General features: G+C 67.2%; 27 protein-coding genes. 7 read left to right on the top strand and 20 right to left on the bottom strand.

The window, feature by feature from the left end; all coding sequences use genetic code 11:
• The first annotated feature begins 220 nt into the window (after positions 1–220).
• Genes livH through LJF27_RS08980 form a run of 4 tightly spaced genes read left to right on the top strand, consistent with a single transcriptional unit; the run spans position 221 to position 3,862 of the window.
• Positions 221–1,144, top strand: a complete 924-nt coding sequence (gene livH, locus LJF27_RS08965) for a high-affinity branched-chain amino acid ABC transporter permease LivH (RefSeq protein WP_003086391.1) — start codon at positions 221–223, stop codon at positions 1,142–1,144.
• On the top strand, positions 1,141–2,394 hold the full coding sequence (locus tag LJF27_RS08970; RefSeq protein ID WP_003082131.1) for a high-affinity branched-chain amino acid ABC transporter permease LivM: 1,254 nt from the start codon (positions 1,141–1,143) through the stop codon (positions 2,392–2,394). The genes livH and LJF27_RS08970 overlap by 4 nt, the downstream gene beginning before the upstream one ends.
• Positions 2,391–3,158: a high-affinity branched-chain amino acid ABC transporter ATP-binding protein LivG gene (livG, locus tag LJF27_RS08975; RefSeq protein WP_003082125.1), complete on the top strand. Its 768-nt coding sequence runs from the start codon at positions 2,391–2,393 to the stop codon at positions 3,156–3,158. The genes LJF27_RS08970 and livG overlap by 4 nt, the downstream gene beginning before the upstream one ends.
• Positions 3,159–3,160: 2 nt before the next feature.
• Positions 3,161–3,862, top strand: a complete 702-nt coding sequence (locus LJF27_RS08980; RefSeq protein WP_003086389.1) for an ABC transporter ATP-binding protein — start codon at positions 3,161–3,163, stop codon at positions 3,860–3,862.
• A gap of 76 nt (positions 3,863–3,938) precedes the next feature.
• Here LJF27_RS08980 and LJF27_RS08985 read toward each other — a convergent pair whose 3' ends face one another.
• The 3 genes from LJF27_RS08985 to LJF27_RS08995 form a co-directional block, all read right to left on the bottom strand.
• Positions 3,939–6,233 (bottom strand): hypothetical protein, encoded by a 2,295-nt coding sequence (locus LJF27_RS08985; RefSeq protein ID WP_003082116.1) that lies wholly within the window; start codon positions 6,231–6,233, stop codon positions 3,939–3,941.
• 36 nt (positions 6,234–6,269) lie between these two features.
• Entirely contained in the window at positions 6,270–8,180 is a 1,911-nt protein-coding gene (locus tag LJF27_RS08990; protein ID WP_003082113.1) for an ATP-binding protein, read from the bottom strand.
• A gap of 98 nt (positions 8,181–8,278) precedes the next feature.
• A complete protein-coding gene (locus LJF27_RS08995; protein WP_003082110.1) occupies positions 8,279–9,193 on the bottom strand; it encodes a LysR family transcriptional regulator in 915 nt (304 codons plus the stop codon).
• Between the two features lie 105 nt (positions 9,194–9,298).
• Here LJF27_RS08995 and LJF27_RS09000 point away from each other — a divergent pair, with 105 nt between their 5' ends.
• On the top strand, positions 9,299–9,898 hold the full coding sequence (locus LJF27_RS09000; RefSeq protein ID WP_003112511.1) for a short chain dehydrogenase: 600 nt from the start codon (positions 9,299–9,301) through the stop codon (positions 9,896–9,898).
• 10 nt (positions 9,899–9,908) lie between these two features.
• Here LJF27_RS09000 and LJF27_RS09005 read toward each other — a convergent pair whose 3' ends face one another.
• Entirely contained in the window at positions 9,909–10,307 is a 399-nt protein-coding gene (locus LJF27_RS09005; protein WP_003449021.1) for a DUF488 domain-containing protein, read from the bottom strand.
• Positions 10,308–10,401: 94 nt separating this feature from the next.
• On the opposite strand from LJF27_RS09005, the gene LJF27_RS09010 reads away from it, so the two are divergent.
• On the top strand, positions 10,402–11,067 hold the full coding sequence (locus LJF27_RS09010) for a COG3650 family protein (protein WP_003082099.1): 666 nt from the start codon (positions 10,402–10,404) through the stop codon (positions 11,065–11,067).
• Positions 11,068–11,097: 30 nt separating this feature from the next.
• Here LJF27_RS09010 and LJF27_RS09015 read toward each other — a convergent pair whose 3' ends face one another.
• The 11 genes from LJF27_RS09015 to LJF27_RS09065 form a co-directional block, all read right to left on the bottom strand.
• Positions 11,098–11,349 (bottom strand): hypothetical protein, encoded by a 252-nt coding sequence (locus LJF27_RS09015; RefSeq protein WP_003082096.1) that lies wholly within the window; start codon positions 11,347–11,349, stop codon positions 11,098–11,100.
• On the bottom strand, positions 11,346–11,867 hold the full coding sequence (locus LJF27_RS09020; RefSeq protein WP_003082093.1) for a GNAT family N-acetyltransferase: 522 nt from the start codon (positions 11,865–11,867) through the stop codon (positions 11,346–11,348). Before LJF27_RS09020 ends, LJF27_RS09015 begins: the two co-directional genes overlap by 4 nt.
• Before the next feature lie 10 nt (positions 11,868–11,877).
• Positions 11,878–12,975: a PLP-dependent cysteine synthase family protein gene (locus tag LJF27_RS09025; RefSeq protein ID WP_003123175.1), complete on the bottom strand. Its 1,098-nt coding sequence runs from the start codon at positions 12,973–12,975 to the stop codon at positions 11,878–11,880.
• A 10-nt stretch (positions 12,976–12,985) separates the two neighbouring features.
• Entirely contained in the window at positions 12,986–13,891 is a 906-nt protein-coding gene (locus tag LJF27_RS09030; protein WP_003449018.1) for a DMT family transporter, read from the bottom strand.
• A 113-nt stretch (positions 13,892–14,004) separates the two neighbouring features.
• The gene (locus tag LJF27_RS09035) at positions 14,005–14,352 is read right to left on the bottom strand and encodes a Na+/H+ antiporter subunit G (protein WP_003082083.1); all 348 of its coding nucleotides are present in this window, start codon (positions 14,350–14,352) and stop codon (positions 14,005–14,007) included.
• Positions 14,349–14,618: a K+/H+ antiporter subunit F gene (locus LJF27_RS09040; RefSeq protein ID WP_003082079.1), complete on the bottom strand. Its 270-nt coding sequence runs from the start codon at positions 14,616–14,618 to the stop codon at positions 14,349–14,351. The genes LJF27_RS09035 and LJF27_RS09040 overlap by 4 nt, the downstream gene beginning before the upstream one ends.
• Complete coding sequence (locus LJF27_RS09045) at positions 14,603–15,127, bottom strand: Na+/H+ antiporter subunit E (protein ID WP_003082074.1); 525 nt, start codon at positions 15,125–15,127, stop codon at positions 14,603–14,605. The genes LJF27_RS09040 and LJF27_RS09045 overlap by 16 nt, the downstream gene beginning before the upstream one ends.
• A complete protein-coding gene (locus LJF27_RS09050; protein ID WP_003082071.1) occupies positions 15,124–16,623 on the bottom strand; it encodes a monovalent cation/H+ antiporter subunit D in 1,500 nt (499 codons plus the stop codon). Before LJF27_RS09050 ends, LJF27_RS09045 begins: the two co-directional genes overlap by 4 nt.
• A complete protein-coding gene (locus tag LJF27_RS09055; RefSeq protein WP_003082068.1) occupies positions 16,620–16,958 on the bottom strand; it encodes a Na+/H+ antiporter subunit C in 339 nt (112 codons plus the stop codon). The genes LJF27_RS09050 and LJF27_RS09055 overlap by 4 nt, the downstream gene beginning before the upstream one ends.
• Positions 16,958–19,759: a monovalent cation/H+ antiporter subunit A gene (locus LJF27_RS09060; protein WP_003082059.1), complete on the bottom strand. Its 2,802-nt coding sequence runs from the start codon at positions 19,757–19,759 to the stop codon at positions 16,958–16,960. Before LJF27_RS09060 ends, LJF27_RS09055 begins: the two co-directional genes overlap by 1 nt.
• 328 nt (positions 19,760–20,087) lie before the next feature.
• Complete coding sequence (locus LJF27_RS09065; RefSeq protein WP_003082056.1) at positions 20,088–20,552, bottom strand: glycine zipper 2TM domain-containing protein; 465 nt, start codon at positions 20,550–20,552, stop codon at positions 20,088–20,090.
• Between the two features lie 187 nt (positions 20,553–20,739).
• On the opposite strand from LJF27_RS09065, the gene LJF27_RS09070 reads away from it, so the two are divergent.
• Complete coding sequence (locus LJF27_RS09070) at positions 20,740–20,982, top strand: hypothetical protein (RefSeq protein WP_003082053.1); 243 nt, start codon at positions 20,740–20,742, stop codon at positions 20,980–20,982.
• On the opposite strand, the gene LJF27_RS09075 is transcribed toward LJF27_RS09070, so the two are convergent.
• The 5 genes from LJF27_RS09075 to LJF27_RS09095 all read right to left on the bottom strand — a co-directional run bounded on the left by LJF27_RS09075 (position 20,961) and on the right by LJF27_RS09095 (position 26,412).
• Complete coding sequence (locus tag LJF27_RS09075) at positions 20,961–22,106, bottom strand: glycerate kinase (protein WP_003082051.1); 1,146 nt, start codon at positions 22,104–22,106, stop codon at positions 20,961–20,963. The genes LJF27_RS09070 and LJF27_RS09075 overlap by 22 nt on opposite strands.
• Positions 22,107–22,147: 41 nt before the next feature.
• On the bottom strand, positions 22,148–23,506 hold the full coding sequence (locus tag LJF27_RS09080) for a GntP family permease (RefSeq protein ID WP_003086363.1): 1,359 nt from the start codon (positions 23,504–23,506) through the stop codon (positions 22,148–22,150).
• A 158-nt stretch (positions 23,507–23,664) separates the two neighbouring features.
• Complete coding sequence (locus LJF27_RS09085; RefSeq protein ID WP_014603183.1) at positions 23,665–24,777, bottom strand: CdaR family transcriptional regulator; 1,113 nt, start codon at positions 24,775–24,777, stop codon at positions 23,665–23,667.
• A 7-nt stretch (positions 24,778–24,784) separates the two neighbouring features.
• Positions 24,785–25,432, bottom strand: a complete 648-nt coding sequence (gene pdxH / locus LJF27_RS09090) for a pyridoxamine 5'-phosphate oxidase (RefSeq protein WP_003158199.1) — start codon at positions 25,430–25,432, stop codon at positions 24,785–24,787.
• Positions 25,433–25,530: 98 nt separating this feature from the next.
• Positions 25,531–26,412 carry an OmpA family protein gene (locus tag LJF27_RS09095; protein WP_003082037.1) on the bottom strand — a complete coding sequence of 294 codons (882 nt, stop codon included), beginning with the start codon at positions 26,410–26,412 and terminating at the stop codon, positions 25,531–25,533.
• Between the last annotated feature and the right edge of the window lie 158 nt (positions 26,413–26,570).

Here is a 26,570-nt window from a genome sequence, read left to right on the forward strand (position 1 = left end):
TTTGTTTTAGTACCCGCATGATTCCGCGAGCGGCGGCCCGGCAAGGGCAGGCGAAGACCGGCAGCGTTCACTCCTGGTGGACGGGAGCGCGGCTTTCCCCTGCCTCCCGCCGGCCCGCCGCGCGCCGGATCGTGACGGGTCTCAGCAGCGTTCCGGCCCCACACCCGCGAGCCGAACGTCTACCTGCCGTACAACGGCGGGCGTTTAGCGAGAGAGTCCCATGCCCGAGATTTATCATTACCTACAACAATTGGTTAACGGCCTGACCGTCGGCAGCACCTATGCGCTGATCGCGATCGGCTACACCATGGTCTACGGCATCATCGGCATGATCAACTTCGCCCACGGCGAGGTGTACATGATCGGCTCGTACATCGCCTTCATCGCCATCACCCTGCTGGCGATGATGGGGCTGGACAGCGTTCCGCTGATGATGCTCGCCGCATTCGCCGCCAGCATCATCGTCACCAGTGCCTTCGGCTACAGCATCGAGCGGGTCGCCTACCGCCCGTTGCGCGGCGGCAACCGCCTGATCCCGCTGATCTCCGCGATCGGCATGTCGATCTTCCTGCAGAACGCCGTGATGCTCTCGCAGGACTCCAAGGAAAAGGCCATCCCGACCCTGCTGCCCGGCAACTTCGTGTTCGGCGAAAGCAGCATGAACGGCGTGGTGATCTCCTATATGCAGATCCTGATCTTCGTCGTCACCTTCCTGGTGATGTTCGGCCTCACCCTGTTCATCTCCCGCTCCCGCCTGGGCCGCGCCTGCCGCGCCTGCGCCGAGGACCTGAAGATGACCAACCTGCTGGGTATCAACAGCAACAACATCATCGCCCTCACCTTCGTCATCGGCGCCGCCCTGGCCGCCGTCGCCGCGGTGCTGCTGGGCATGCAGTACGGCGTGATCAACCCCGGGATCGGCTTCCTCGCCGGGATCAAGGCGTTCACCGCCGCGGTGCTCGGCGGCATCGGCAGCATCCCCGGCGCCATGCTCGGCGGCCTGCTGCTGGGCGTCGCCGAAGCCTTCGGCGCCGACGTGTTCGGCGACCAGTACAAGGACGTGGTGGCCTTCGGCCTGCTGATCCTGGTGCTGCTGTTCCGACCTACCGGCATCCTCGGTCGTCCGGAGGTGGAAAAAGTATGAGCCAGTCCCTCAAGCGCGCGCTGTTCAGCGCCCTCCTCGTGATCCTGGTGTCCTATCCGATCCTAGGCCTGAAGCTGCGCACCGTCGGCATCAAGCTCGAGGTCCTCGGCGCCGATGCGCAGACCCTCTGGACCATCGCCGCGGCCGCCCTGGCCATGTTCGTCTGGCAGCTGTTCCGCGACCGCATCCCGCTCAAGCTGGGTCGCGGCGTCGGCTACAAGGTCAACGGCAGCGGCCTGAAGAACTTCCTCAGCCTGCCATCGACCCAGCGCTGGGCGGTCCTCGCCCTGGTCGTGGTGGCTTTCGTCTGGCCGTTCTTCGCCTCGCGCGGGGCGGTGGACATCGCCACCCTGATCCTGATCTACGTGATGCTCGGCATCGGCCTGAACATCGTGGTCGGCCTGGCCGGCCTGCTCGATCTCGGCTACGTCGGCTTCTACGCGGTAGGTGCCTACACCTACGCGCTGCTCGCCGAGTACGCCGGGTTCGGCTTCTGGACCGCCCTGCCGATCGCCGGGATGATGGCCGCGCTGTTCGGCTTCCTCCTCGGCTTCCCGGTGCTGCGCCTGCGCGGCGACTACCTGGCGATCGTGACCCTCGGCTTCGGCGAGATCATCCGCATCCTGCTGCGCAACATGACCGAGATCACCGGCGGCCCCAACGGCATCGGCTCGATCCCCAAGCCGACCCTGTTCGGCCTGACCTTCGAACGCCGCGCGCCGGAAGGCATGCAGACCTTCCACGAGTTCTTCGGCATCGCCTACAACACCAACTACAAGGTCATCCTGCTCTACGTGGTGGCCCTGCTGCTGGTGCTGCTGGCCCTGTTCGTGATCAACCGGCTGATGCGCATGCCGATCGGTCGCGCCTGGGAAGCGCTGCGCGAGGACGAAGTGGCCTGCCGCGCTCTCGGTCTCAACCCGACCATCGTCAAGCTCTCCGCCTTCACCATCGGCGCCAGCTTCGCCGGTTTCGCCGGCAGCTTCTTCGCCGCCCGCCAGGGCCTGGTGACGCCTGAGTCCTTCACCTTCATCGAGTCGGCGATGATCCTTGCGATCGTCGTGCTCGGCGGCATGGGTTCGCAGCTCGGCGTGATACTCGCCGCGGTGGTGATGGTGCTGCTCCAGGAAATGCGCGGGTTCAACGAATACCGCATGCTGATCTTCGGCCTGACCATGATCGTGATGATGATCTGGCGTCCCCAGGGACTGCTGCCGATGCAACGCCCGCACCTGGAGCTGAAGCCATGAGCCGACCGATTCTCGAAGTGAGCGGCCTGACCATGCGCTTCGGCGGCCTGCTGGCCGTCAACGGCGTCAACCTGAAGGTCGAGGAAAAGCAGGTGGTCTCGATGATCGGCCCGAACGGCGCCGGCAAGACCACCGTGTTCAACTGCCTGACCGGCTTCTACCAGCCCACCGGCGGCCTGATCCGCCTCGACGGCGAGGAGATCCAGGGCCTGCCCGGTCACAAGATCGCTCGCAAGGGCGTGGTGCGGACCTTCCAGAACGTCCGCCTGTTCAAGGAAATGACCGCGGTGGAGAACCTGCTGGTCGCCCAGCACCGCCACCTCAACACCAACTTCCTCGCCGGCCTGTTCAAGACCCCGGCATTCCGCCGCAGCGAGCGCGAGGCCATGGAGTACGCCGCGCACTGGCTGGAGGAAGTCAACCTTACCGAGTTCGCCAACCGCAGCGCCGGCACCCTCGCCTACGGCCAGCAGCGACGCCTGGAGATTGCCCGCTGCATGATGACCCGCCCGCGGATCCTCATGCTCGACGAGCCGGCCGCCGGCCTCAACCCGAAGGAGACCGACGACCTCAAGGCGCTGATCGCCAAGCTGCGCAGCGAGCACAACGTGACGGTATTGCTGATCGAGCACGACATGAAGCTGGTGATGAGCATTTCCGACCATATCGTGGTGATCAACCAGGGCGCCCCCCTGGCCGACGGGACGCCGGAGCAGATCCGCGACAACCCGGACGTGATCAAGGCTTATCTGGGGGAAGCGTGAGCATGCTGAGTTTCGACAAGGTTTCCACCTACTACGGCAAGATCCAGGCGCTGCACGACGTCAGCGTGGAAGTGAAGAAGGGCGAGATCGTCACCCTGATCGGCGCCAACGGCGCCGGCAAGTCGACCCTGCTGATGACGCTCTGCGGCTCGCCGCAGGCGGCCAGCGGCAGCATCCGCTACGAAGGCGAGGAACTGGTCGGCCTGCCCTCCTCCACCATCATGCGCAAGAGCATCGCGGTGGTCCCGGAAGGCCGCCGGGTCTTCTCCCGCCTGACGGTGGAAGAAAACCTGGCGATGGGCGGCTTCTTCACCGACAAGGACGACTACCAGGTGCAGATGGACAAGGTGCTGGAACTCTTCCCGCGCCTGAAGGAACGCTACGAACAGCGCGCCGGGACCATGTCCGGCGGCGAACAGCAGATGCTCGCCATCGGCCGCGCGCTGATGAGCAAGCCAAAGCTGTTGCTGTTGGACGAACCTTCGCTCGGCCTGGCGCCGATCATCATCCAGCAGATCTTCGAGATCATCGAGCAGCTGCGTCGCGAAGGCGTCACCGTGTTCCTCGTCGAGCAGAACGCCAACCAGGCGTTGAAGCTCGCCGATCGCGCCTACGTGCTGGAGAACGGCCGGATCGTCATGCACGACACCGGCGCCGCCCTGCTGACCAACCCGAAGGTGCGCGACGCCTACCTCGGCGGCTGAGCACCGTCCCGCCGGAGACTTCAGCGCATAAAAAAACGGCCCTCACGGGCCGTTTTTTTATGCCGAGGCGTACCGGCTACAGGCCGTAGCGCTCGATAGCGTCCAGGTGCGGCTGGGTGTCGACCTCCGCCGCTTCCGCCAGGCGCAGCCAGCACATGCGGTGCGGCCATTGCCCGGTGGCCTCCTGCAACGCCTGGTGCAGGTCGCGCGGCGCCTGCTGCGCGGGTGTCGCGACGGTGAAGTAGATCGCCCGCAGTTCCTCGCCGCTGCTGGCATCGGTGACCTGGTAGTCGCGGTTGCTGTGCACCCAGACCTTCCAGCCGCGCGCGTCGAGCGTTTCGCGGAAGGCGTCGAAGGCCTCGTCGCCCGGATAGACGCCGTCCACCAGCCAGCTCGGCGAGTAACCACCGCTCTCGAGGACGTGCACCACCGCATAGGTGGGAACGAAACGCTTGCGTTCCTCCTCGTCTTCCGGAGCCGGATAGATCAGGCCGGCGTCGAACACCACCCAGTCCCCGACCCGCTGGCTGCGGTTGCCCGGCGCGTTCTCGAGGACCCGCGCGGTCACCGGGCCGGTGCGCCGGGCGTAGTAGTCGAGCGCTTCGCCATCCTCGATGTAGCGGACGATCACCCAGCCCCAGTCTTCCTCGATCGGTCCGTCGCCGGCGGCGAACTCCATGCCCATGCCGGCAGCGACCTCGCGCAGCATCGTCCAGTCGCGCGCGGCGCTGGCGGCGGTCATCTGGTCCCACTGCACCGACTGCGGCTCCTCCAGCTTGCCGGCCAGACGCTGGTAGGCCAGCGCCGCCTCGGCGAAGCGATCCTGCTCCATCAGCGCCTTACCCAGCAGGCTGTGGGCTCCCAGCGAGCCGGGAGAAATTTCCAGCACCGATTGGCAGGCGCGCTCCAGCTCCGGCCAGTCGTTGAGTTTCTCGGCCAGCTTGACTTCGCTCCACAGCGCGATCAGCGGCACGCTGTCGGCGTAGAGCCGGCCGAGGCGCTTGACCTGGTCGTACTCGCCGCGGGCCAGCAAGGCATTGAGCAGGTAGTAGGCCAGTTGCTGCTCCTCGTCAGTGTGGCGCTCGACGTACTCCCAGAGCAGGTCGATGGCCTCGTCGTCGGCGGAGCAGGCCTGTAGCGCCGAGGCGGCCACTTCGCGCAAGGCGGTGTCGTCGGGCCGCTCGGCCAGCGCCTGGAGCAGCCACTGCACTTCTTTCTCCGGGTTGCGCGGCGCGTCTTCGCTGCCCTGCGCAGCCAGCCAGTCGAGCAACTCCGCAGCCGGCACCGGCAGCTCCTGCTGCTGCGGCGCGGCATCGATCTCCTCCCTCAACCCGGCGAGCAACTGGCTGGCGCCCCGATCGCGCTGCAACTGTTGAGCATGCTGTTCGGCCAGCGCCAGGTGGCGCCTGGCGCTCCATACCGAACCGCGTTGCAACGCGAGGCGGATGGCCTGGCTGGCAACATCGATGACCACCCGGTGCGCGCCCTTCTGCGAGTAGTGTTCGAGCATCTGCTGCAGGCGCCCGCCGAAGTCCCAGGTGTTGCGCTCAGGGGTCCGTTGCAGCAGCAGGTAGACGGCGCGCAGCCAGATCGTACGATAGCGCGGGGCAATCTCGGAGAACGGCAGCAGCGCCTCCAGGGCCTCCTCGTCGCGCCCCAGCAACGCCAGGCCGTGGGCCTTGTACAGACGCCGCGGCTGGCTGATGTTGTTCCACTCCGCGCCCTCGACCTTCTCCTCCATCTCGCCGATCAGGGCCAGCGCCTGTTCCGCGCGCCCCAGGTTCAGCAGGATCGCCACGCGCATCTCCAGGAGGCTGTCGAATACCTCCTCGCCGGCGGCGAGGATCTTCTTCTCCTGTTCGGCCAGGAAGGCCAGGGCGTCTTCGCCGCGCCCGTCGTCGAGCAGCGCCTCGGCCTTCTCGTTGCTCAGGCAGTGGAAGCAGGCCCAGGTCGGGTCGATCCGCGCCAGGGTCTCGTCGCACACCTCGATGCGTTCCTCCACCCAGCCCGGGCCGTCGACGTTGGCGTAGCACGACGCCAGGTCCTGGGTCACGCAGACCGACTGCGGGCAGGCCTGGGTGTCGTCGCGGTTGGCCAGTTCGAACAGGGAAACGGCGTCGGCCAGGGCGGTCTCACCCTCCAGTTGGTTGCCGACCCGGTTACGCATTTCCCAGTGGCGGACGAAGATTTCCAGCCACGGGTTGTTCAACGTCCGGCTCAGCGCCTTGACCTCCGGCAACAGCGCCTCGGCGCGCTCCACCTCGAGGTCGCAGACGTACGCGGTGAGTTCGTCGATCAGCCGCGCACTCTGCTCCTGGCCGGCCTCACGCAGGTCGGCGCGGAGCTTCTCCACCCAGTTCCAGATATCCATATGCTTCAGTCTCCATCAGGCGTGTTGCGAATTTTCTTATTGCCCCAGCAGGCGCTTCACCGAATCGGCGAGTCCGGCCAGGGCCTGGTTCAGCGAGGTCGCGGGCTGGCCGCGTCCCTGTCCGGCGATGATCACTTTGAACGAGCGCAGCAGCAACGCCGCATGGGCCGCTTCGTCGCGTTCCTCGCCGACGGCCGCGAGCAGCGCCTGCACCGCCGGATTGTCGAGGTTGACGTAGAGCCGGCTCGGCTGGCGATTGTCGAGCTTGCGGGTGAACTGCCGAGCCAGGCGCAACGCCGCGGTGGAAATACGCTTGTCGGCCTCGTCGTCCTCCAGTCGCCGCTTGAGTTCGGCGTCGCGGTCGGGCACCACCACAAGCGGCAATTCCTCGGGGCTGAAGCGGGCGATCACCAGTTGCTCCTCGGCGCCGCCCAGGTGTTCGGCCAGCCAGCCGGTCTCGCGCTCGGGCAGTCGGTCGAGGCGGAACAACTGGCGGTTGCCCTGCTCGGTGCCCAGCTCCACCAGGCGCATCCCCTTGGCCTGCGCCCAGCGACGGAGGAAGGGTACTACCGCATAGCGATTGCCATGGGCCACCGGTACGCCCATGGCACGGAACAGCATTTCCTCGAAGCCGCTGTCGTTGTCCAGCAGCACATGCACCGCTCCGCGCGAAAGGAGTTCGGAAGCCGGGAGGTCGCCCTGGGAGGTGGGTACGCGCAGGCTGTCCATCATCAGCGCGAACAGACGCTCGTCGCACAACGCCGCTCCCAGCAGGGCCTCGTTGTGCCGCAGCAGGACCCGCCGCCAGGCCTCCGGCTGCTGCCGCGCCACCTCGCCGAGCCCGGCGATCAGCGCCTCGGCCAGCGCATGCTGGATCGCCGCGTAATGGTCGTCACGCTGCAGGTCCTCGCGGCTGGCGGTGGGCGTCAGGCGGTTCGACTCGATCACCCCGCCGACGAACCCGGCCCAGGACGGCAGCAGGTCGCGGGCGTCATCGTCGAGCAGCATGCCGCGAAGGAATACCGAGAGATTGCGGTTGTCGCTGGTGCCATAGGTGCCGCCGTCCTGGATCCACAGCAGGCCCTGCACGTCGACCCGCTCGTCCGGGCGCACCGGCAGGCAGCAGATCGGCTCGAAGTCGTGCTCGAAACGCGCGGCGAACTCCAGGTCGCGGCGCTGCCGTTGCAGCGGGTGCAGCGCGGCGTCGGCGGCCAGCCGCCACGGCGGCGGCTCCGGGTTGATCGACTGGGCGTCGCCGCCGACGTGGATCGGCTCGCGCAGCAGCACGCAGTAGCGTTCGAGGATCTCGCGCAGGCGCGCGGCCTGGGTCAGCGCACTGTATTCGTCCTGCAGTTCGAGGGTGATCTCGGTACCCACCGGGCGCGCCGGCATCGGCGTCACGCTGTATTGCTCGGCGTTGCTGGAGACGTAGCAGAAGCCCAGTTCCGGCTGCTGGTAGGACGTGGTCCGCACGCTGACCCGGCGGGCCAGGACGAAAGCGGAGAGGAAGCCCAGGCCGAACATGCCGATCAGCCCGCTGTCCTCGTGGCCGGACTGGCGCAGTCCGCGGGTGTAGCCGACGCCGACGGTGGCCAGGTAGGCGTGGATTTCGTGCTCGGTGAGCCCGGCGCCGGTGTCGACGATGCGCACGGTGTTGCTGGCACTGTCGCCGATCACCTCGATTCGCGACGGCCCTTGCCAGTCGGGCTGCTCCAGGCGGCGACGGAGGATCGAGTCGTGGGCGTTCTGCACCAGCTCGCGCAACGCCACGGTGGGCGTGGAATAGAGGTGCTTGCTGAGCACCGACATCACGCCGTTGAGGTCGACTCCAGCGCGACGGATCTGGGGAGTGTTCGATTGCGGAAAGCTGCTTTGCATGTCCCTATCCAAGCGTTCGATGAATGGCGTCCGCTCGCACGCGAGCGGTCCGGTGCGGGATTCTGCCACGTTCCGTCACGTTCCTTGTGCAACGACGTGCCCGCGATGAGCTTCAGGCCGCATGGAAGCGGCCCGGAGTGCAATAGAGCCGCGTCGCGGCGAAATGTTCAACCCTCCAGGCCGATCAATTGTCGCCGGCTGCGCTCGAACCAGTCGAGCAGGTAATCGGCGAGTACCTGGGTGCGCCGCGGCAGGCCGCCCTGGAACGGATGGACGAGGAACATCGGCGTGCTGCGCGTCTGGTAGTCGCGCAGCAACCAGGCCAGGCGGCCGTCGCCCAGTTCGTCGTGGACCATGTATGACGGCAGCCGGGCGATGCCGGTGCCGGCCAGCGCGGCCTTCTTCAACAGGCTGTAGTGGTTGCTGGCGAGAAAGCCGGCAACCCGTACCCGCTCCAGCCGATGGTGGCGGTGATAGAGCCACTCCTCGTGGCCGCTGTAGTGCGAGTTCAGCAGGCACTCGCGCTCGGCCAGCTCGGCCGGGCGTTGCGGCTCGCCGTGTCGCGCCAGGTAGGCGGGACTGGCGCAGGTGATTTCCTGCAGGACGAACAGCGGCCGCGCCACCAGCCGGGCGTCCTGCTCGACCCCAGAGCGAATCGCCAGGTCGAAGCCCTCACCAACCAGGTCGCGCAGGCCGTTGTACAGGTCCAGCTCGACGCGCAGCAGCGGATGGCGTTCCTGGAAGTCCTCCAGCAGTGCATCGAACAGGGTCTCGCCCAGCGAGACCGGGAGGGTCACCCGCACCCGTCCTTCCGCTCGCTCCTGCAAGCGCGCCACCGCCTGCCGCGCGCGCTCGGCCTGCACCAGCAAGGCCTGCGCCTCGGGCAGCAGCGCGGCGCCGGCGGCGGTCAGCGAAAGACGGCGGGTGGTGCGGTGCAAGAGGGTCACGCCGAGCTTCTGCTCGAGGACGCCAATGCGCTTCGACAGTTGGCCCTTGCTGCAACCGAGACGCTCGGCGGCGCGGGTGAAACTGCCCAGGTCGTGGAGTACGGCGAAGGCGGCGAGATCGTCCAGGTCCTTCACGATTGTTTCCCTATGAAAACGGCAGGTTGTCGATTGACAGGATTATCCATGGCAAAAGCGACTCTACACTGGAAACCACTCACCTTCACTCAACGAGAGGCCTGTATGAAAATCATCCTGATCGGCGCCAGCGGCACCCTTGGCAAGGGTATCGACAAAGAACTCGGCGAGCGCCACGAGATCGTCCGGGTAGGCCACAGCAGCGGCGATTTCCAGGTCGACATCAGCGACTCAGACTCCATTCGCGCCCTGTTCGAGAAAACCGGTCGCTTCGACGCGCTGGTCGCCGCGGTCGGCAAGGTGCACTTCGGCGCCCTGGAGGAAATGGGCGAGGCGCAATACCAGCTCGGCCTGCGCGACAAGCTGATGGGCCAGGTCAACCTGGTACTGCTCGGCCGCGAGTACGCCAACGACGGGGGCTCCTTCACCCTCACCAGCGGCGTGCTCGCCGAGCAGCCGATCCGCTTCGGCAGTTCGGCGAGCATGGTCAACTGCGCCGTCGAGGGCTTCGTCCGCGGCGCAGCCCTGGAGTTGCCGCGCGGCCTGCGCATCAACGCCGTCAGCCCGACCGTGGTCAGCGAGGCGCTGCCCGGCTACGCGCCCTACTTCCGTGGCTTCAAGCCGGTTCCGGCGGCGGACGCCGCGCTGGGTTACGCACGCAGCGTGGAAGGCGCGCAGACCGGCCAGGTGTACCGCATCTGGTAAGCGATATTTCTCAGGAGAAGCGGTCGGCGTAGCAGGTCGGCGAACTGCCCGGCTGCTGGCGGTCCAGCTCCTCCTCGAGGAACTCGGCCAGCACCACGGCATTGTTGTGCTGCTGGTCGTGGGCGCCGTAGAGCAGCGTCAGGGTGCCCTCCCGAGCGCTGTCGAGCAGGCCCCACCAATGTTCCGGGTGCGCCTGCAACTCGGCGCGGTAGTGTTCGCGGAAGCTGTCGAAGAGTGCCGGATCGTGGCAGAACTGCTTGCGCACCTCGTTGGAGGGCGCCACGTCCTTCAGCCAGTCGTCCATGGCCAGGGCCTCCTTGCGGATGCCGCGCGGCCACAGCCGGTCCACCAGTACGCGCCGGCCATCGGCGGGCGACGCCGGTTCGTATACACGCTTGCATTGGATCATCGATCGACTCCCTGGTTGCGATGAAGTCCGATCCGGACTTGAGCTAGGCCCGGACGCTCGGTAACGTGGGCGCATTTTCGATGGAGTCTTCCCTATGCGCCCTGCCCGTCTGCTGGTCTACAGCCTGCTCCCCTTGTTCGCCGCCTGCCAGGTGTGGAAGCCCGAATCGCCGAGCACCAGTGTAGACACCCGCTTCCAGGGCGAACTGGTGAAGATCAACGGCGCGCTGCAATTCCGCCCCTGTACCGAGAAGCGCCTGTTCAGCATCGAGGACGTGGCCAATACCGGCCTGCGCCGCGAAGCCGACAGCCTGTTCGACGACGGCGCCCAGGGCCTGTTCGTCGACCTGCGCGGCACCATGGGACCGGCCAAGGTCCGCGGTACCGACGGCAAGCTGGAGGTCAGCCGACTGTACCGCGTGCAGAACGAGGGCCCCGGCTGCGACGACCCGAACTTCAAGCTGCTGACCTTCGCCGCCAACGGCAACGAACCCTTCTGGAGCGCCAGGGTGAACAACCAGGGCCTGCGCCTGGACCGCCCGGAACACGAGACCCTGGCCTTGCCTTACGTCGCCGAGGAACTGCCGAACGGCAGCACCAGCTATTCCAGCGAGGCGAACGGCAAGAAGGTCGAATTGTGGATCGCCCCGTCGTCCTGCACCGACAGCATGAGCGGCGCCTTCAGCAGCTACTCCGCCGAACTGCGCATCGATGGCGAGACGCTGCGCGGCTGCGCCTATCCGGGCGCACTGGGCAAGTGAAGCGAGGGGCCGCGCAGCGGCGGCCCTTCCCTACAAGAGCAGTCCGGCCTGCTCCAGGCGCCGCCGCAGCGCCGTCAGGCCGCCCTCGTATTCCCAGTAGGCGACGCGCCCGTGGGAGGCGCTGACCAGCAGGTATTTCTCGCTGATCGACTGGATCCGTTCGATGCGCAGCAGTTTCTCGACGAAGCGTTCCTCGCCGATCTGCTCGACGATTTCCCGGTTGTCCGCGTCGTAGCCGTGGACCATGAAGGCGGCGCGCACCTTGAGGCGGATGAAACTCATCGCACGGCTCTGCGCTGGAGGGAAAGATTGCGATGGCACACTGTCGAGCGCCCCGAGCCGTTCGGTCGCCGCGCCGGATCGGCGTAGGTTTCCAGCTCGACGAAGCCGGCCTTGCGCATCATTCCCGCCGACGCCAGGTTCTCTTCGTGACGATCGATATAGACGTCCTCGATGCCTTCGTCGGCCAGTTGGGCCAGCACCGCCTCCAGCAACGCGCTGCCGAGCCCCTGGCCGGCCGCCGCCGGATGCACTACCGCCTCGCAGATGTAGGCCCGCGGCGCATCGGCACGCTGCGGCTGGTAATGGGCGAAATCCTCGGTGCGACGGAAGCTGGCGAACCCCAGCAGCCGATCGTCGCGCTCGGCCAGGACGGCACGTACCTCGCCGTCGGCGATGGCTCGCAGATGCGCACGCACCCCCTCCTCCGGCAAATGGTTCCAGGGATTCGGCCCGTGGCGCAGCAACAGGTCGGTCATGGCCTCGATATCGCCGGTTTCGGCAGCTCGCAAACGGTGCATATCCATTCCTTCAAAGTCCAGCCACCAGCAGCCCGTCGGGCAACGCCACGCCCCGCTCGATGCAGGCAGCCAGCGCCTCGACCAGGGGCTCCAGCGCATAGCCCTGCCTGGCCAGCCAGACCGGATCGTAATAGGTGGTCGCATAGCGTTCGCCGCCGTCGCAGAGAATCGCCACCAGCGAACCCTTCTCGCCGGCCGCGACCATTTGCCGTGCGGCCACCAGGGCGCCGATCAGGTTGGTTCCGCTGGAGCCGCCGACCCGCCGCCCCAGGCGTCGGGCCAGGTAATGCATGGCCGCCAGCGACCAGGCGTCCGGCACCTTGACCATCGCGTCGATCACTTCCGGCAGGAAGGACGCCTCGACCCGCGGCCGGCCGATGCCCTCGATCCGCGAACCGCAATCCAGGGTCAGGCCACGGTCGCCGCTGACATAGGCGTCGAAGAACACCGAACGCTCGGCGTCGGCGCAGAGTACCCGGGTGCAGTGCTGGCGATAGCGCACGTAGCGGCCGAGGGTCGCCAGGGTGCCGCCGGTACCGGGGCTGGAGATCAGCCAGGTCGGGGTCGGGTACGGCTCGTGGCGCATCTGCTGGAAGATTGATTCGGCGATGTTGTTGTTCGCCCGCCAGTCGGTGGCGCGCTCGGCATAGGTGAACTGGTCCATGAAATGGCCACCGCTCTCCCGCGCCAGGCGTTCGGACTCGGCGTAGATCTGGGTGGGGTCCTCCACCAGGTGGCTCTGGCCGCCGTAGAAGGCGATCTGGGCGATCTTTTCCTTCGAGGTGCTGGCCGGCATCACGGCGATGAAGGGCAGGCCCAGCAGGCGTGCGAAATAGGCTTCGGAAATCGCCGTGGAACCGCTCGATGCCTCGATCACCGGCGCGGCCGGCCTGAGCCAGCCGTTGCACAGCGCATAGAGGAACAGCGAGCGCGCCAGGCGATGCTTGAGGCTGCCGGTGGGGTGGCTGGACTCGTCCTTGAAGTACAGTTCGACGCCAGGCAGGCCGGGAGTCTCCAGGGGGATCAAATGGGTATCGGCGCTGCGCTGGAAATCCGCTTCGATGATGCGGATCGCCTCGCGGGCCCATTGGCGTTGGTCGACGGTCATGGAAACTCCTTCAGTTCAGGACGCCGGCAGGAGGCGGCGGCGGAGCGCTGCGCCACTGGCTGATGGCGACGCCGATGAAGACCATGCCGGCAGCGAGCATCTGCGGGCCGTTGAGGGTTTCGCCGAGGAACAGCGCGGCGAATACCAGGGTGAAGACCGGGATCAGGTTGATGAATCCCGAGGCCTGGCTGGCCGGCAGTCGACCGACGCCGAAGTTGTACAGGCCGTAGGCGCCCACCGTGACCACCACGCCGAGATACACCACCGCCTGGATCCCCAGCGCGCTGGGCTGGCTCGGCAGGTCGGCGCTGGCCAGCGCCAGCGGCAGGAAGAACAACGTGCCGACGAAGGCCTGCATGGCGGTCAGGGCGAATGCCGAGTAGCGCGCCGACAGGTGCTTCAGCAACAGGGTATAGCCGGTGGCGCAGATCATCGCGAGAAGTTCGAAGAAGTTGCCCAGCAGCGGCTGCGGCGCGTGCAGGTCGGGCTCGCCGGCGAGGCTCAGCCAGATCGAACCGAGCACCGCCAGGCCGAAGCCGATCCAGGTCATCCGACCGATCCGTTCGTGCAGCAGCAACCAGGCCCCCACCGCCACCAGCAACGGCAGCAGCGCGGTGATCATCCCGGCCTGGGCCGCGCTAGTGTATTGCAGGGCGAAGGATTCGCAGAGGAAGTACAGGCAGGGTTCGCAGACGGCCAGGCCGAGCAGGTACTTCCAGTCGCCCGAGCGGTAGTCGATGCGTCCCCGCCAGCGCCAGGCGACGAGGAACACCAGGCTGCCGAGGGCCATGCGACCGAAGATCACCCAGAGCGGCGGCAGTTCGCGGAAAGCGACCTTCAGCACCACGTACGAACTGCCCCACAGCGCCATCGCCAGGATCAGGCAGGCCAGGGCGAACCAGCGCGTCCGAGTCAAGGGAATCTCCACCACGGGCGCCGTCACGGCGCCGGAAAAAGGACTCCCAGTATAGGCAGCCGACTAGCCGCGCCGACAGGCACAGAAAGCGGGCAAAACTGTTGCGCCGTGCCTCACTGCTCCCAGGGCTTGCCGCGAGTCTTCTTCTCCAGCGGCAACTGCTGCAGCACCGCGGCCTTGGCCAGCATGTAGGCGCTGACCGGAGCGCTGATGAAGAGGAACAGGCTGATCAGCAGCTCATGCAGGCTGATGCCCGCCTGGCGGTTGGAGAAATAGATCAGCGAGGCGACGATCACCCCGCCGACCCCGAGGGTGGTGGCCTTGGTCGGCCCGTGCAGGCGCATGAAGAAGTCCGGCAGGCGGTACAGGCCGATCGCGCCGATCAGGACGAAGGCGCTGCCCAGCAGGAGGAACGCCGAGACGATGATTTCCAGCCACAGGCTCAGGGGTTCGCCAGTCATTCGATGATGTCTCCGCGCAGCATGTATTTGGCCACCGCCACCGTACCGACGAAGCCGAGCACCGCGATCAGCAGCGCCGCCTCGAAGAACAGGTCGCTGTCGCGCCAGATGCCGTACAGCACCAGCAGCGCGATGGCGTTCACGTAGAGGGTGTCCAGCGCCAGCGCCCGGTCCGGCAGGCACGGCCCCTTGACCAGGCGCGCCAGGGTCAGCAACAGGGCCAGGCCGAGCAGCGCCAGGCACAGCGGGATCACGTAAGCGAGCATGGGAAGATCTCCTTCAGCGGCGCTTCGTAGCGTTGCTTGATCTCGGCGATCAGCGCCGCCTTGTCCGGCACGTCGAGGCCGTGCACCAGCAAGGTCTTGCGGTCGTCGCTGAGGTCCGACGACACCGACCCCGGGGTCAGCGAGACGATGCTCACCAGCACGCTGATGGCGAGGTCGTTCTCCAGCTCGATCGGCACCTCGACGAAGGCCGGACGCAAGCGCTCGATCGGTCCGAGGGTCAGGCGGGCGACCTGGATGTTGGCGACGAGGATGTCCCACATCACCAGCGCCAGCAGCTTCAGCAGCAGCAACGGATGCCACTCCTGGCTGCGCCCGACCAGCAGGCGGTTGGTCAGCAGCGGAATGCACACGCCGAGGAAGGCGCCGAGCAGCCAGTGGCCGATGGCGAAGGAATCCACCAGCAGCAACCAGACCAGCAACAGCAGGACACTAAGCACGGGATGAGGCAGTACGCGAAGAAGCGGACGCGGCAACGAACGGCTGATCATGCGGCACCTCCGCGGGTGATGATCTGGCGATACAGGTCGAGGTCGTGCAACTGCGCCGCGGTGGCCTGGACGTAGGCCAGCAGCGGCTTCGCGGCGAACACCAGCAACGGGCCGGCGGAGAGCAACAGGATGCAGGCGAACAAGCGGCCGTGGTCCAGTTCGGCGCTACCGAGCACGGTATGCCCGGTGCGCCAGAACAGCGTGCTGCCGGCCCGGCTCAACGCCACCAGCGCCACCAGGCCGCTGCCCAGTACCACGCTCCATAGGGCCAGCGCCTGGCTGCCGGGAGCGACCGACTGCAAAAGCATGACCTTGCCGAAGAACCCCGACAATGGCGGCAGACCGGCAACGGCGATGGCGCCGATGAAGAAAGCCCCGCCGAGCAACCGAGGATTCTGCAACGCCGGGCCCTGGACCAGGTCGCCGGCCTTGTCGCCGCGCTGGCGGGCGACCAGGTCGGCGAGCAGGAACAGGCCACCGGCGATCCAGGTACTGTGCAGCAGGTAGTACAGCGACGCCGCCAGCGCCCGCTCGCTGCCCAACGCCACGCCAGCCAGGAGGGTTCCGGCGGAGACCACCACCAGGTAGGCCAGCAGGCCTTGCAGGGTCCGCGCCGCCAAGGCACCGATCGCGCCCAGGCCGAGGGTCGCCAGGGCCAGCGGCCAGAGCCAGGCCTGCGCCAGGTTGGCCAGCTCGCCGGCGGCATCGCCGAAGACCAGCGTGTAGACCCGCAGGATCGAGTAGATGCCGACCTTGGTCATGATCGCGAACAGCGCCGCCACCGGCGCGCTGGCCGCGGCATAGGCGCGCGGCAGCCAGAAGTACAGCGGCAACAGCGCCGCCTTCAGGGCGAACACCACCAGCAGCAGGAGCCCGGCTGCCGCCAGCAGCGGCGCGCGCTCGGCATCTGCCATGGCGATCTTCTGCGCCATGTCGGCCATGTTCAGGGTGCCGGTGAGGCCATACAGGGTACCCACGGCGATCAGGAAGAACGCCGAGCCGACCAGGTTTAGGATCACGTAGTGCAAGCCCGAGCGTACCCGCTCCGCGCCGCCGCCATGCAGGAGCAACGCGTAGGAGGCGATCAGGAGTATCTCGAAGAACACGAACAGGTTGAACAGGTCGCCGGTCAGGAAGGCGCCGTTGATACCGAGCAGCTGGAACTGGAACAACGCGTGGAAATGCTTGCCCAGGCGGTCGTCGCCACGCAGCGCGTAGATCAGCGCGGCGCTGCCGAGCACCGCGGTGGCCAGCAGCATCAGGGCGGCGAGACGATCGAGCATGAGCACGATGCCGAACGGCGCGGCCCAGTTGCCCAGGGCATAGACGCTCAGGTCGCCGCTGGCGGCCGTACGTATCAGCAGCAGGCTCAGGGGGATCAGTGCCAGCGCCGCGAGCAACGACAGGCCGCGCTGCCAGCGCTCGGCCAGCGGCAACAGCAGCAGGCTGCCGGCAAACAGGGGGAGCAGGATCGGCAGGATCAGCCAATGGCTCATGGGCGCGGCTCCTCCTCGTCCGGACGGCCATCTACGTGGTCGCTGCCGAGGTCACCGAGGCCACGCAGGGCCAGGACCACGACAAAGGCGGTCATGGCGAAGCCGATGACGATGGCGGTCAGCACCAGCGCCTGCGGCAACGGATCACCATACTCCCCGGGAGTGCCGATCACCGCGACGCTGCCGCCGAGCCGGCCCATGGCGAACAGGAACAGGTTGACCGCGTAGGAGATCAGCGTGAGACCGAGCACCACCGGGAAAGTCCTCGCCCGCAGCAGCAGGTAGACGCCGCTGGCGGTGAGCAGGCCGAGGGTGATGGCGAACAGGGCTTCCATCAGAGCGCCTCCTCTTGTGCGACGGGTTCAGGCATCAGGCTGAGCTTGCCGAGGTAGGACAGGATCAGCAGCGCGGCACCGACCACGGTGAGGTACACGCCGAGGTCGAACAGCATCGCCGTGGCCAGCTCGATCTCGCCGATCAGCGGCAACTCGAAGTGGCCGAACGCGGAAGTCAGGAACGGATAGCCGAACAGCCAGCTGCCGAGCCCGGTGAGCCCGGCGATCAGCACTCCGGCGCCAGCCATGGCCGCATAGTTCAGCGGCAGGCGCTGCTCGACCCACTGCGAGCCGCTGGCGATGTATTGCAGCACCAGGGCGATGGCAGTCACCAGGCCGGCGATGAAACCTCCGCCCGGCAGGTTGTGGCCGCGCAGGAAGATGAACACCGAGATCAGCAACGCCAGCGGCAGCAGCACCCGCGACAGGGTTTCCAGGATCAGCGGGTGCTTGGCGTGGGCCCAGTTGCGACCCTGCGGGTCGCAGGTCGGCTTGTGCAGGGCGAAACCGGCGAGCATCGCGTAGATGCCGACGCCGGCGATCGCCAGCACGCTGATCTCGCCGAGGGTATCGAAACCACGGAAGTCCACCAGGATGACGTTGACCACGTTGTAGCCGCCGCCCCCGGAGACGCTGTTCTCGACGAAGAATCCGGCGATGCTCTCGTAGGGCCGGGTCAGCACCGCGTAGGCCAGCAGCGCCACCAGCATGCCGACCCCGCCGGCCAGCGCCACGTCGCGCAAGCCGCGCAGGCTGGAGGACTCCGCCGGAGTGCGCGAGGGCAGGAAATACAGCGCCAGCATCAGCAGGACCATGGTCACCACTTCCACCGACAACTGGGTCAGCGCCAGGTCCGGGGCCGAGAAGCGAGCGAAGGCCAGGGCCACCAGCAGGCCGGCGACGCTGAGGATCAATAGCGCGACCAGGCGCATACGATGGAACAGCGCCGTGGCCAGGCCGCTGAAGGCCAGCACCAGCATGCCCAGGGCGGTGATACCGTCCAGCGGGGTCAGGCCGCGCGAGCCGGTCAGCCTCGCCAGCGGTGCCAGCTCGACCGCCACCACGACCAGCGCCGCGCCCAGCAGCCAGGCCAGGTAGCGCTGCAGCGACCCGTTCTCCAGCCAGGCGGTCAGGCGCGCGGCCAGGGCCACCACACGTTGCACCTGCTGCTCGAAGACCAGCTTGGCGTCCACCTCCGGTAACCCGGCGTACCAGTTGAACAGCGGCTTGCGCAGGACATAGACCAGCACACCGCCAACCAGCGCCACCACGCTCATCAGCAATGGCAGGTTGAAACCGTGCCAGATCGCCAGGCTGTATTCCGGCAGTTGCCCGCCAAGGCTGGCACTGGCGGCGGCGGCCAGCAGCGGCGCCACGGTGTAGGCCGGCAGCATGCCGACCAACAGGCAGAGGAACACCAGGATCTCCACCGGTACCTTCATGTAGCGCGGCGGCTCGTGGGGCGGGAACTTCGGCAACCGGGCCGGCTCGCCGTTGAAGAACACGTCGTGGATGAAACGCAGCGAATAGGCCACCGAGAACACGCCGGCCAGGGTCGCCACCGCCGGCACCAGCCAGTTGAAGCTGCCCAGCAGGTTCTGGCTGAGGGTTTCGCCGAAGAACATCTCCTTGCTGAGGAAGCCGTTCAGCAGCGGCACCCCGGCCATCGCCAGGGAGGCGACGATGGCCAGCACCGCGGTATGCGGCAGGTACTTCCACATCCCGTTGATCAGGCGCATGTCGCGGCTGCCGGTCTCGTGGTCGATGATCCCGGCGGCCATGAACAGCGAGGCCTTGAAGGTCGCGTGGTTGATGATGTGGAACACCGCGGCGACGTTCGACAGCGGGGAGTCGAGGCCGAACAGCAGGGTGATCAAGCCCAGGTGGCTGATCGTCGAGTAGGCCAGCAGCCCCTTCAGGTCATGCTGGAACAGTGCCATGCCGGCCCCCAGCAACAGCGTCACCAGGCCGCTCAGGCTGACCAGGTAGAAGAACCACTCGGTGCCGGCCAGCGCCGGATACAGCCGGGCCAGCAGGAATACGCCGGCCTTGACCATGGTCGCCGAGTGCAGGTACGCGGAAACCGGGGTCGGCGCCGCCATCGCGTGGGGCAGCCAGAAATGGAAGGGAAACTGCGCCGACTTGGTGAACACGCCGAGCAGGATCAGTATCAGCACCAGCGGATACAGGGCGTGGGCGCGGATCAGCTCGCCAGCCGCGAGGACCTCGGTGAGTTCGAAGCTGCCGGCGATGTGGCCGAGCAGCAGCACCCCGGCCAGCAGCGCCAGGCCGCCCCCTCCGGTAACGGTCAGGGCCATCCTCGCACCCTTGCGGGCGTCGGAACGGCTGCCCCAGAAGCCGATGAGCAGGAACGAGGACAGGCTGGTCAGCTCCCAGAAGAGCATCATCAGCAAGAGATTTTCCGCGAGCACCACGCCGAGCATGGAGCCCATGAACAGCAGCAGGAAAGCGAAGAAACGCCCCATCGGCTCCTGTTCGGAGAGGTAGTAGCGGGCGTAGAGGATCACCAGCAGGCCGATGCCGAGGATCAGCAGGGCGAAGAGGAAACCGAGGCCGTCCAGGCGCAGGCTGAGGTTGATGCCGATTTCCGGCAGCCAGGAATAGCTGGCGGTCAGGGTCTGCCCGGCGAACACCGTGCCGCGCTGCCCGAGCAACAGGATCAGGCCGATCAGCGGCGCCACGCCGGCGGACGCCGCGCACAAGGTGCGGCCGCCACGCTCGGCAAGCAGGGGCAACAACGCCCCCATGAACGGCAGCGCGATGATCAGCGCCAGAATCATGGGCTACTCCTCTTCGATGGCGGAGCCCCCGGCATGCCTGGCCGGCGGTGCTTCCCCGCGGTTGTCGGTGCGCGGCCGGATCGCCAGCAGCTCGAAGCCCCATCGGCCACCGGCAGGCGCGGCGCGACGGAACTACGATTATCGCAATCTATCGAACGAACGTCATGGATTGAATTATTACAAAATTCAGGCGTTCCGACTGCCGGAAAGCCGAAAAAAACTCTGCAACGGCAACGACTTGAAGCTTAGCAAGACAACGCCGGCAGTGGTTCGGCGCTACAACGAAAACGGCCGGCGAAATGCCGGCCGCGGGATAACGTGGGAAGAATCAGTGGGCGACGCGGCTGGTGCCGTTGACGGTCAGGATGCGCACGCGCTCGCCGACGCGGAAGATCTGGCCCTGGTCGACCTGCTGGACATAGGCGCGGGTGCTGCCGTCGTCTTCGCGCACGGTGATCTCGACGCCCTGGGTGCGCGTCAGGCCTTCTTCGGTAGCCGCGCCCAGCAGGCCGCCAGCGACCGCGCCGATGATGGCCGCGACGTAGCTGCCCTTGCCGCCGCCCACCGCGCTGCCGGCGACACCGCCGACGCCGGCACCGGCGATGGAACCGATCGGGGTCTTGGTGCCTTCGATCTTGACCGGGCGCAAGGCCTGGATGGTGCCCATGCGTACAGTCTGCACGGTACGGGCTTCCTCACGGCTGTAGGTATCGCCGGTGAGGCTGGATTGGCAGCCGCCAAGAGCCAGGGCCATGGCGGTGAAGGAAGCAACGATCAAGGCAGACTTGCGCATAACGGCATCTCCGAAAGGGATAACTGACGAATATTAGACTCTCCCGCAGCCGCTCCTGTCACCTGGCCGGCGCGAGATAATCGAATCGATTCAGCAATGGTACAGGTTCGTTCAGTTTCGACCGAACCCTCCCGCTTTCATCGGCGGGACCGATCGGCTAGGGTGAGCGCCCGCAGAAGGAACAGCCATGGACTATTTCATCATCGTCGTCACCACCGCCGCCGGCCTGTATTTCCACTGGTGGATCTACTGGCGCATCCGCCGCTGGATGGACCGCGACCTGGCGCTGTCATTCGCCGGCGACGACCCGCAAAAGCGTGACTATCTGTTACAGCGACTGGCCGAGGCCAAGGCCAGCAAGGTGAAGCGGCGCGACCTGCCGGCCTGGCTGGAGCGCGCCGCCGCCGACTACCCTTCCCGCGAAGCCTGAGCCAGGCGCCAGAGCCGGGCGATCTGCTCGGCGCGCGCCTCCAGTTCCGCCGCCGCTCCGGCACAGGCCTGCTCCAGGCTGATCGGTCCCGGCGCCAGGCTGAACGCCGCATCGATGCCGGCGTCGTGCAGGCGCTGGTAGCCGTCGCCCAGGCTGCCGGCCAGGGCTACCACGGGAACGCCGGCCTGGCGCGCGATCCGCGCCACGCCCACCGGGGTCTTGCCGTGCAGGCTCTGCGCATCCAGACGGCCCTCGCCGGTCAGCACCAGGTCGGCACCGACCAGCGCATCGGCCAGCCCGGCCAGCTCCGCCACCAGTTCGATGCCTGGGCGGAAACGCGCGCGGAGGAATGCCCTCGCGGCGAAACCCAGGCCGCCGGCGGCGCCGACGCCCGGCACCCGGCTGAAGTCCTCGCCAAGGGTCGCCGCGACCACCTTGGCGAAGTGCGCCAGGGCGGCATCCAGTTGCGCCACCTGTTCGGCGCTGGCGCCCTTCTGCGGACCGAACACCGCCGACGCGCCGCGCGGCCCGCATAGCGGGTTGTCGACGTCTGCGGCGACTTCCACCGCGACATCCACCAGGCGCGGATCCAGCCCGCCCAGGTCGAGACTGTGCAGGCCAGCCAGCGCGGCGCCGCCGGGCGCCAGTTCCTCGCCGTCGGCAGCCAGGAAACGCACGCCGAGCGCGCCCAGCAGGCCGGCGCCGGCATCATTGGTAGCGCTGCCGCCGAGGCCGAGGATAATCTTCCGCGCCCCGGCGTCCAGCGCCGCACGGATCAGCTCGCCAGTGCCACGGCTGCTGCTGCGCGTGGCGTCGCGGCGGTCGCGCGGGACCAGGTGCAAGCCGCTGGCGGAAGCCATTTCGATCACTGCGGTGGCGTCGTCCAGCCAGCCCCAGTGCGCCAGGGTCGGCTCACCGAGCGGGCCTTCGACACGGCATTCGCGACGTTCGCCGGCGGTGGCGGCGAGTACCGCATCGACCGTGCCTTCGCCGCCGTCCGCCAGTGGCCGCAGCAACACCTCGGCCTGCGGGAAGACTCGCCGCCAGCCGCGGGCGATAGCCTCGGCGACGTCGGGCGCGGACAGGCTTTCCTTGAACGAATCAGGAGCAATCACGATTTTCATCAGTCACCTCGCAGGGCCGGGAGTCCCCGGCCCCGCTTCAATCAGAGCAGCACAAGGCTGAGCAGCCATACCGCGAGCATACCGGCGATACCCTGGACCAGGGTCGCCAGGGTCTGGGCGCGATAGGCAGTGGATACGGTCATGCGGCTGAACTGTGTGACCACCCAGAAGAAGCTGTCATTGGCGTGGGACACCGTCATCGCTCCGGCACCGATCGCCATGACCGTCAGCACCCGGCCCATCTCGCTGTCCAGGCCGAGCTGCGGCAGCAGCGGAGCGACCAGCGCCGAGGTGGTGACCAGCGCCACGGTGGTCGAGCCCTGTGCGGTCTTCAGCGCGGCCGCCACCACGAACGGCATGAACAGGCCGATGCCCAACGCTGACAGGGTGCTGCCCAGGTAGTCGCCGAGCGGAGTGATCTTCAGCATCGCACCGAAGGCGCCGCCGGCGCCGGTGATCAGCAGGATCGGCGCGGCCGACTGGATGCCTTCCACCACGCGCTCATGGAATTCCTCGCGCTTGCTCTGGCCCTTGAGCAGGGTGCAGGCCAGCGCCAGGCCGACCAGCAGGGCGATCACCGGTTGACCGAGGAAGTTCAGGCAGGCGAACAGTACGCCCTCGCCCAGCGGCTTGCTCGGGAATACCGCGACCGAGCCAAGGCAGATCAACAGGATCGGTACGAAGATCGGCGCGAACGCCTGGGTGGCGCTGGGCAGCTTGCCGTAGCGGGCACGCAGCTCGCTGAAGTCCTCTTCGGTCTGGACGACCTGGCCGTCGTCGACCAGGGGAATGTCCTTGCCGACGAAGCGATTGGCCCACCACATGCCGGCCATCGCGGTGACGAAGGCGACCACCAGGCCGACCACGATCACCAGGCCAAGGCTGGCGTCCAGGCCGAGGTTGCCGGCCGCGGCGATCGGTCCCGGGGTCGGCGGCACGAAGGTGTGGGTGGCGTAGAGACCGGTGGCCAGGGCCACGCTCATGGCGATGGTGGATATCTTCATCCGCGCCGCCAGGGCGTTCTTCAGCGAGTTGAGGATGACGAAGCCGGAATCGCAGAACACCGGGATCGACACCAGGTAGCCGATGATCGACATGGTCAGGGTCGGGAAGCGTTCGCCGAGCAGGCGGATCACGCTTTCCGCCATGGTGATCGCCGCACCGCTGCGCTCGAGGATCACCCCGATGATGGTGCCGAGCACGATGACGATGCCGATGTAGCCGAGGATGCTGCCGAAGCCGCCGGTAACGGTCTTGACGATTTCCGCCGTGGGTACCTGGTAGGCGAAGCCGGCGATCAGCGCGGCCGCCAGCAGGGCGAGGAACGGGTGCAGCTTGAGTCGCGTGGTGGACAGGACGATAAAGGCGATCAACGCCAGCAGGATCAGGACCAGGGTCATGAGCCGCCTCCTTGTTGTTATGGGTGTGGGATGGGCGCCCAGGGGCGGGTCATTTTCGCTCCGTCGGGACCGGACACGCCTTGTGCAACGGCCAGAGGAAGACGGCGCTGGAAGGGGAACATTTTGTGCGACTGCACAGTGAATCGATTGATCGCCCGTTACCCGCGGCGCGGAACGAGCAATTGCAGCCCCAGCAACAATTGCTGGCGGTGCTCCAGGCGAGCGAGATCGAGCCCGCTGATCGAAGCGATGCGCTCCAGTCGGTAGCGCAGGCTGTTGCGATGGATTCCCAGCGCCTGGGCACAGGCCTGGGCGTGCCCGTCATGGGCGCACCAGGACTCCAGGGTAGCGGCCAGCGAACCTTGCGGATCGTGGTCGAGCAACCGCTGCAAGGGCGCCAGCAGCTGCCGCACCTGCCAACTGTCGCGCTGGCTGAACAGCAGGCTGGCGAGGCGGTGTCCGTCCAGGATCACGACCCGCCGACCGGGCAACCGGCTGCGCGCATAGTCCAGCAGGTCGCGCGCGGCGCAGGCCGAGGCGCGCAGCTCGGCCAGGTCATGCGCCGGGTCGCCGGCACACAGGCGCGCCACGCCCCAGCCGCGCGCGTCGGCGCGCTCCAGCCAGTGCTCGAGCGTATCTGCGTGGGCTACCGGCCGGCACCAGAACACCAGGCGCTCGCCCAGCGCCGCGCTCCAGTGCTCCGCCCGGCCGCCGAGTGCCGCCAGCAGGCGAGCCTGGCAAGGCAGCGGATCGGCATGCTCGGGCAACTCCAGGAAGACCGCCTGGCGCGGCCAGTGCATGGCCAGCCCCAGGTGTTCGGCATCGGCCGCCAGCGCCCCGAGGCCGTGGCCGGGATCGAGCAACTGGCGCAGCCAGGCTTCGTGACGCTGGCGTTGCCAGTGTCGCTCGTCCTGCATCTGGCGCTGTTCCATGAGCATTTCCGCTGCCATCCGCACCAGCTCGGCATAGGGCCGGACCACCTCCGGCGCGCCGGTAATGCCGAGCACGCCGACCAGCCGCTCGGCGTGCAGCAACGGCAGGTTCACCCCTGGCCGCACCCCGCGCAGGCAGGCGGCGGCCTGCTCGTCGATTTCCACCACCCGCCGGTTGGCCAGCACCAGTTGCGCCCCTTCGTGGCGGGTATGCAGGCGCGATGGATCGCCGCTGCCGATGATCATGCCCTGGGCATCCATCACATTGATGTTGTGCGGCAGGATCGCCATCGCCCGATCGACGATGTGCTGCGCCAGCGTCGAATCCAGTTCGAACATGGAGGATTCAGGGCGCCAGGCGTTCGCGCCGCCAGCCGCCGTCCTGGCGTCGATAGTCGAGACGGTCGTGCAGGCGGCTCGGCCGCCCCTGCCAGAACTCGATGCGCTGCGGCAGGAGACGGTAGCCGCCCCAGTGCTCGGGACAGCTCGGCGGCTGGTCGGCGAAACGCCGCTCGGTGTCCGCGAGCAGCCGTTCCAGCTCGGCGCGATCGGCGATGACCCGGCTCTGCGGCGAGGCCCAGGCGCCCAGGCGACTGCCCAGCGGACGCACCTGGTAGTAGGCGTCGGATTCCTCGGGAGTGACCTTCTCGACGCTGCCTTCGATGCGCACCTGGCGCTCCAACGCCGGCCAGAAGAAGGTCATGGCCGCCCGCGGATTGGCCGCCAGTTGCCGGCCCTTGGCGCTTTCGTAGTTGGTGAAGAAGGTGAAGCCGCGCTCGTCGAGGCCCTTGAGCAGGAGGATACGGCAATGCGGATAGCCGTCGGCGTCGACGGTGGCCAGGGTCATGGCGTTGGGTTCGACCGGCAGGCGCTCGGTCTTCACCGCGTCGTCGAACCACTGGCGGAACAGGCTGAAGGGATCGCTAGGGGCGTTGGCCTCGCTGAGGCCATCGCGGGTGTACTCGCGGCGCATATCGGCCAGGGACTGGGTCATGGCGCATCTCCAGGGGGAAATGCGCCATAGCTTAACCGCAGACTCCGCCTCGCGCTTGATCCGGGACAATGGCGCCAAGCGCCCTGCCCCGGTTCGGCTCAGTTGCCCTGGGCCAGGGACAGCAGGCTGGCGCGCTGGGTATAGAGCACTTCGACGCGACGGTTCTGGGCGCGGCCGGCGGCGCTGGCGTTGTCCGCGCGCGGCATGTCGGAACCGACCCCCTTCAGGCGCAATTGGTCGCCTTTCAGGCCGCTGAGGCGGAAGATCGCCGCCACCGACTGGGCACGCTCGAAGCTCAGCTTGTCGTTGACCGCCTTGCTGCCGGTGCTGTCGGTATGGCCGAGTACCAGGATACCGCTCTGCGGATCGGCCTGGGCCATCTTGGCGACCTTGCCCAGCGGGTTGAGGGTGATCGGCATCAGCATGGTGTGGCGCTTGGGATTGAACGAGTAGTCGGCGGGGGCGATGACGATCAATGCGTTGTCGCGGCGTTCGAGGGTGAACTCGCTACCGGCGATCGCTTCGCGCAGGGCTTTCTCATGGGCATCCAGCCACTCCTTGGTGACCTTCTGCTGGACCAGTGCCGGCTTGCCCGACGCCTTGCTCGCCGAGCTGGCGCCGAACGGCCACCACCAGGGGTTGGCGGCCTTCGGCTCGGCTGCGGCGGCGACTTCTTTCTTCGCCGCGGCGATCTCGGCCTTCTGCTCCGCTGCCTTGGCGGCTACGTCCCGACCGCCTTCGTCCTTGCCGAACGGCCACCACCAGTGGCTGGAGCCGACATGCTCGGCTTCGGCCTTCTGTTCCGTGGCCTGCTTGGCGACGGTCTGTCCGTCGTCCTTGCCGAACGGCCACCATGAATGGCTGGAAGCCTGCTCGGCCGGAGCCTTGGCTGGCTGCGAGGAAGCGTCCTGGGTCTGGAAATAGCTGCAGCCGGAGGCGGTCATGCAGAGAAGAAGCGTCGAGGTCTTAAGCAGTTTCATACGTCGGGGTCCGTTGGAAGTGAAAGAAGGCGAGCCCGATGGAACATTCGGCTCAACCGCCGGTCACATCGCAGCGATGCCGGAGTCGATCCACTGCCCCGGCAACGCCCTATCTCATACGACGCTTTAGATTGTGTCGCTAAGCCATTATTTGGCAA

Source organism: Pseudomonas sp. 203-8, assembly GCF_020708595.1.
GTDB lineage: Bacteria > Pseudomonadota > Gammaproteobacteria > Pseudomonadales > Pseudomonadaceae > Pseudomonas > Pseudomonas aeruginosa.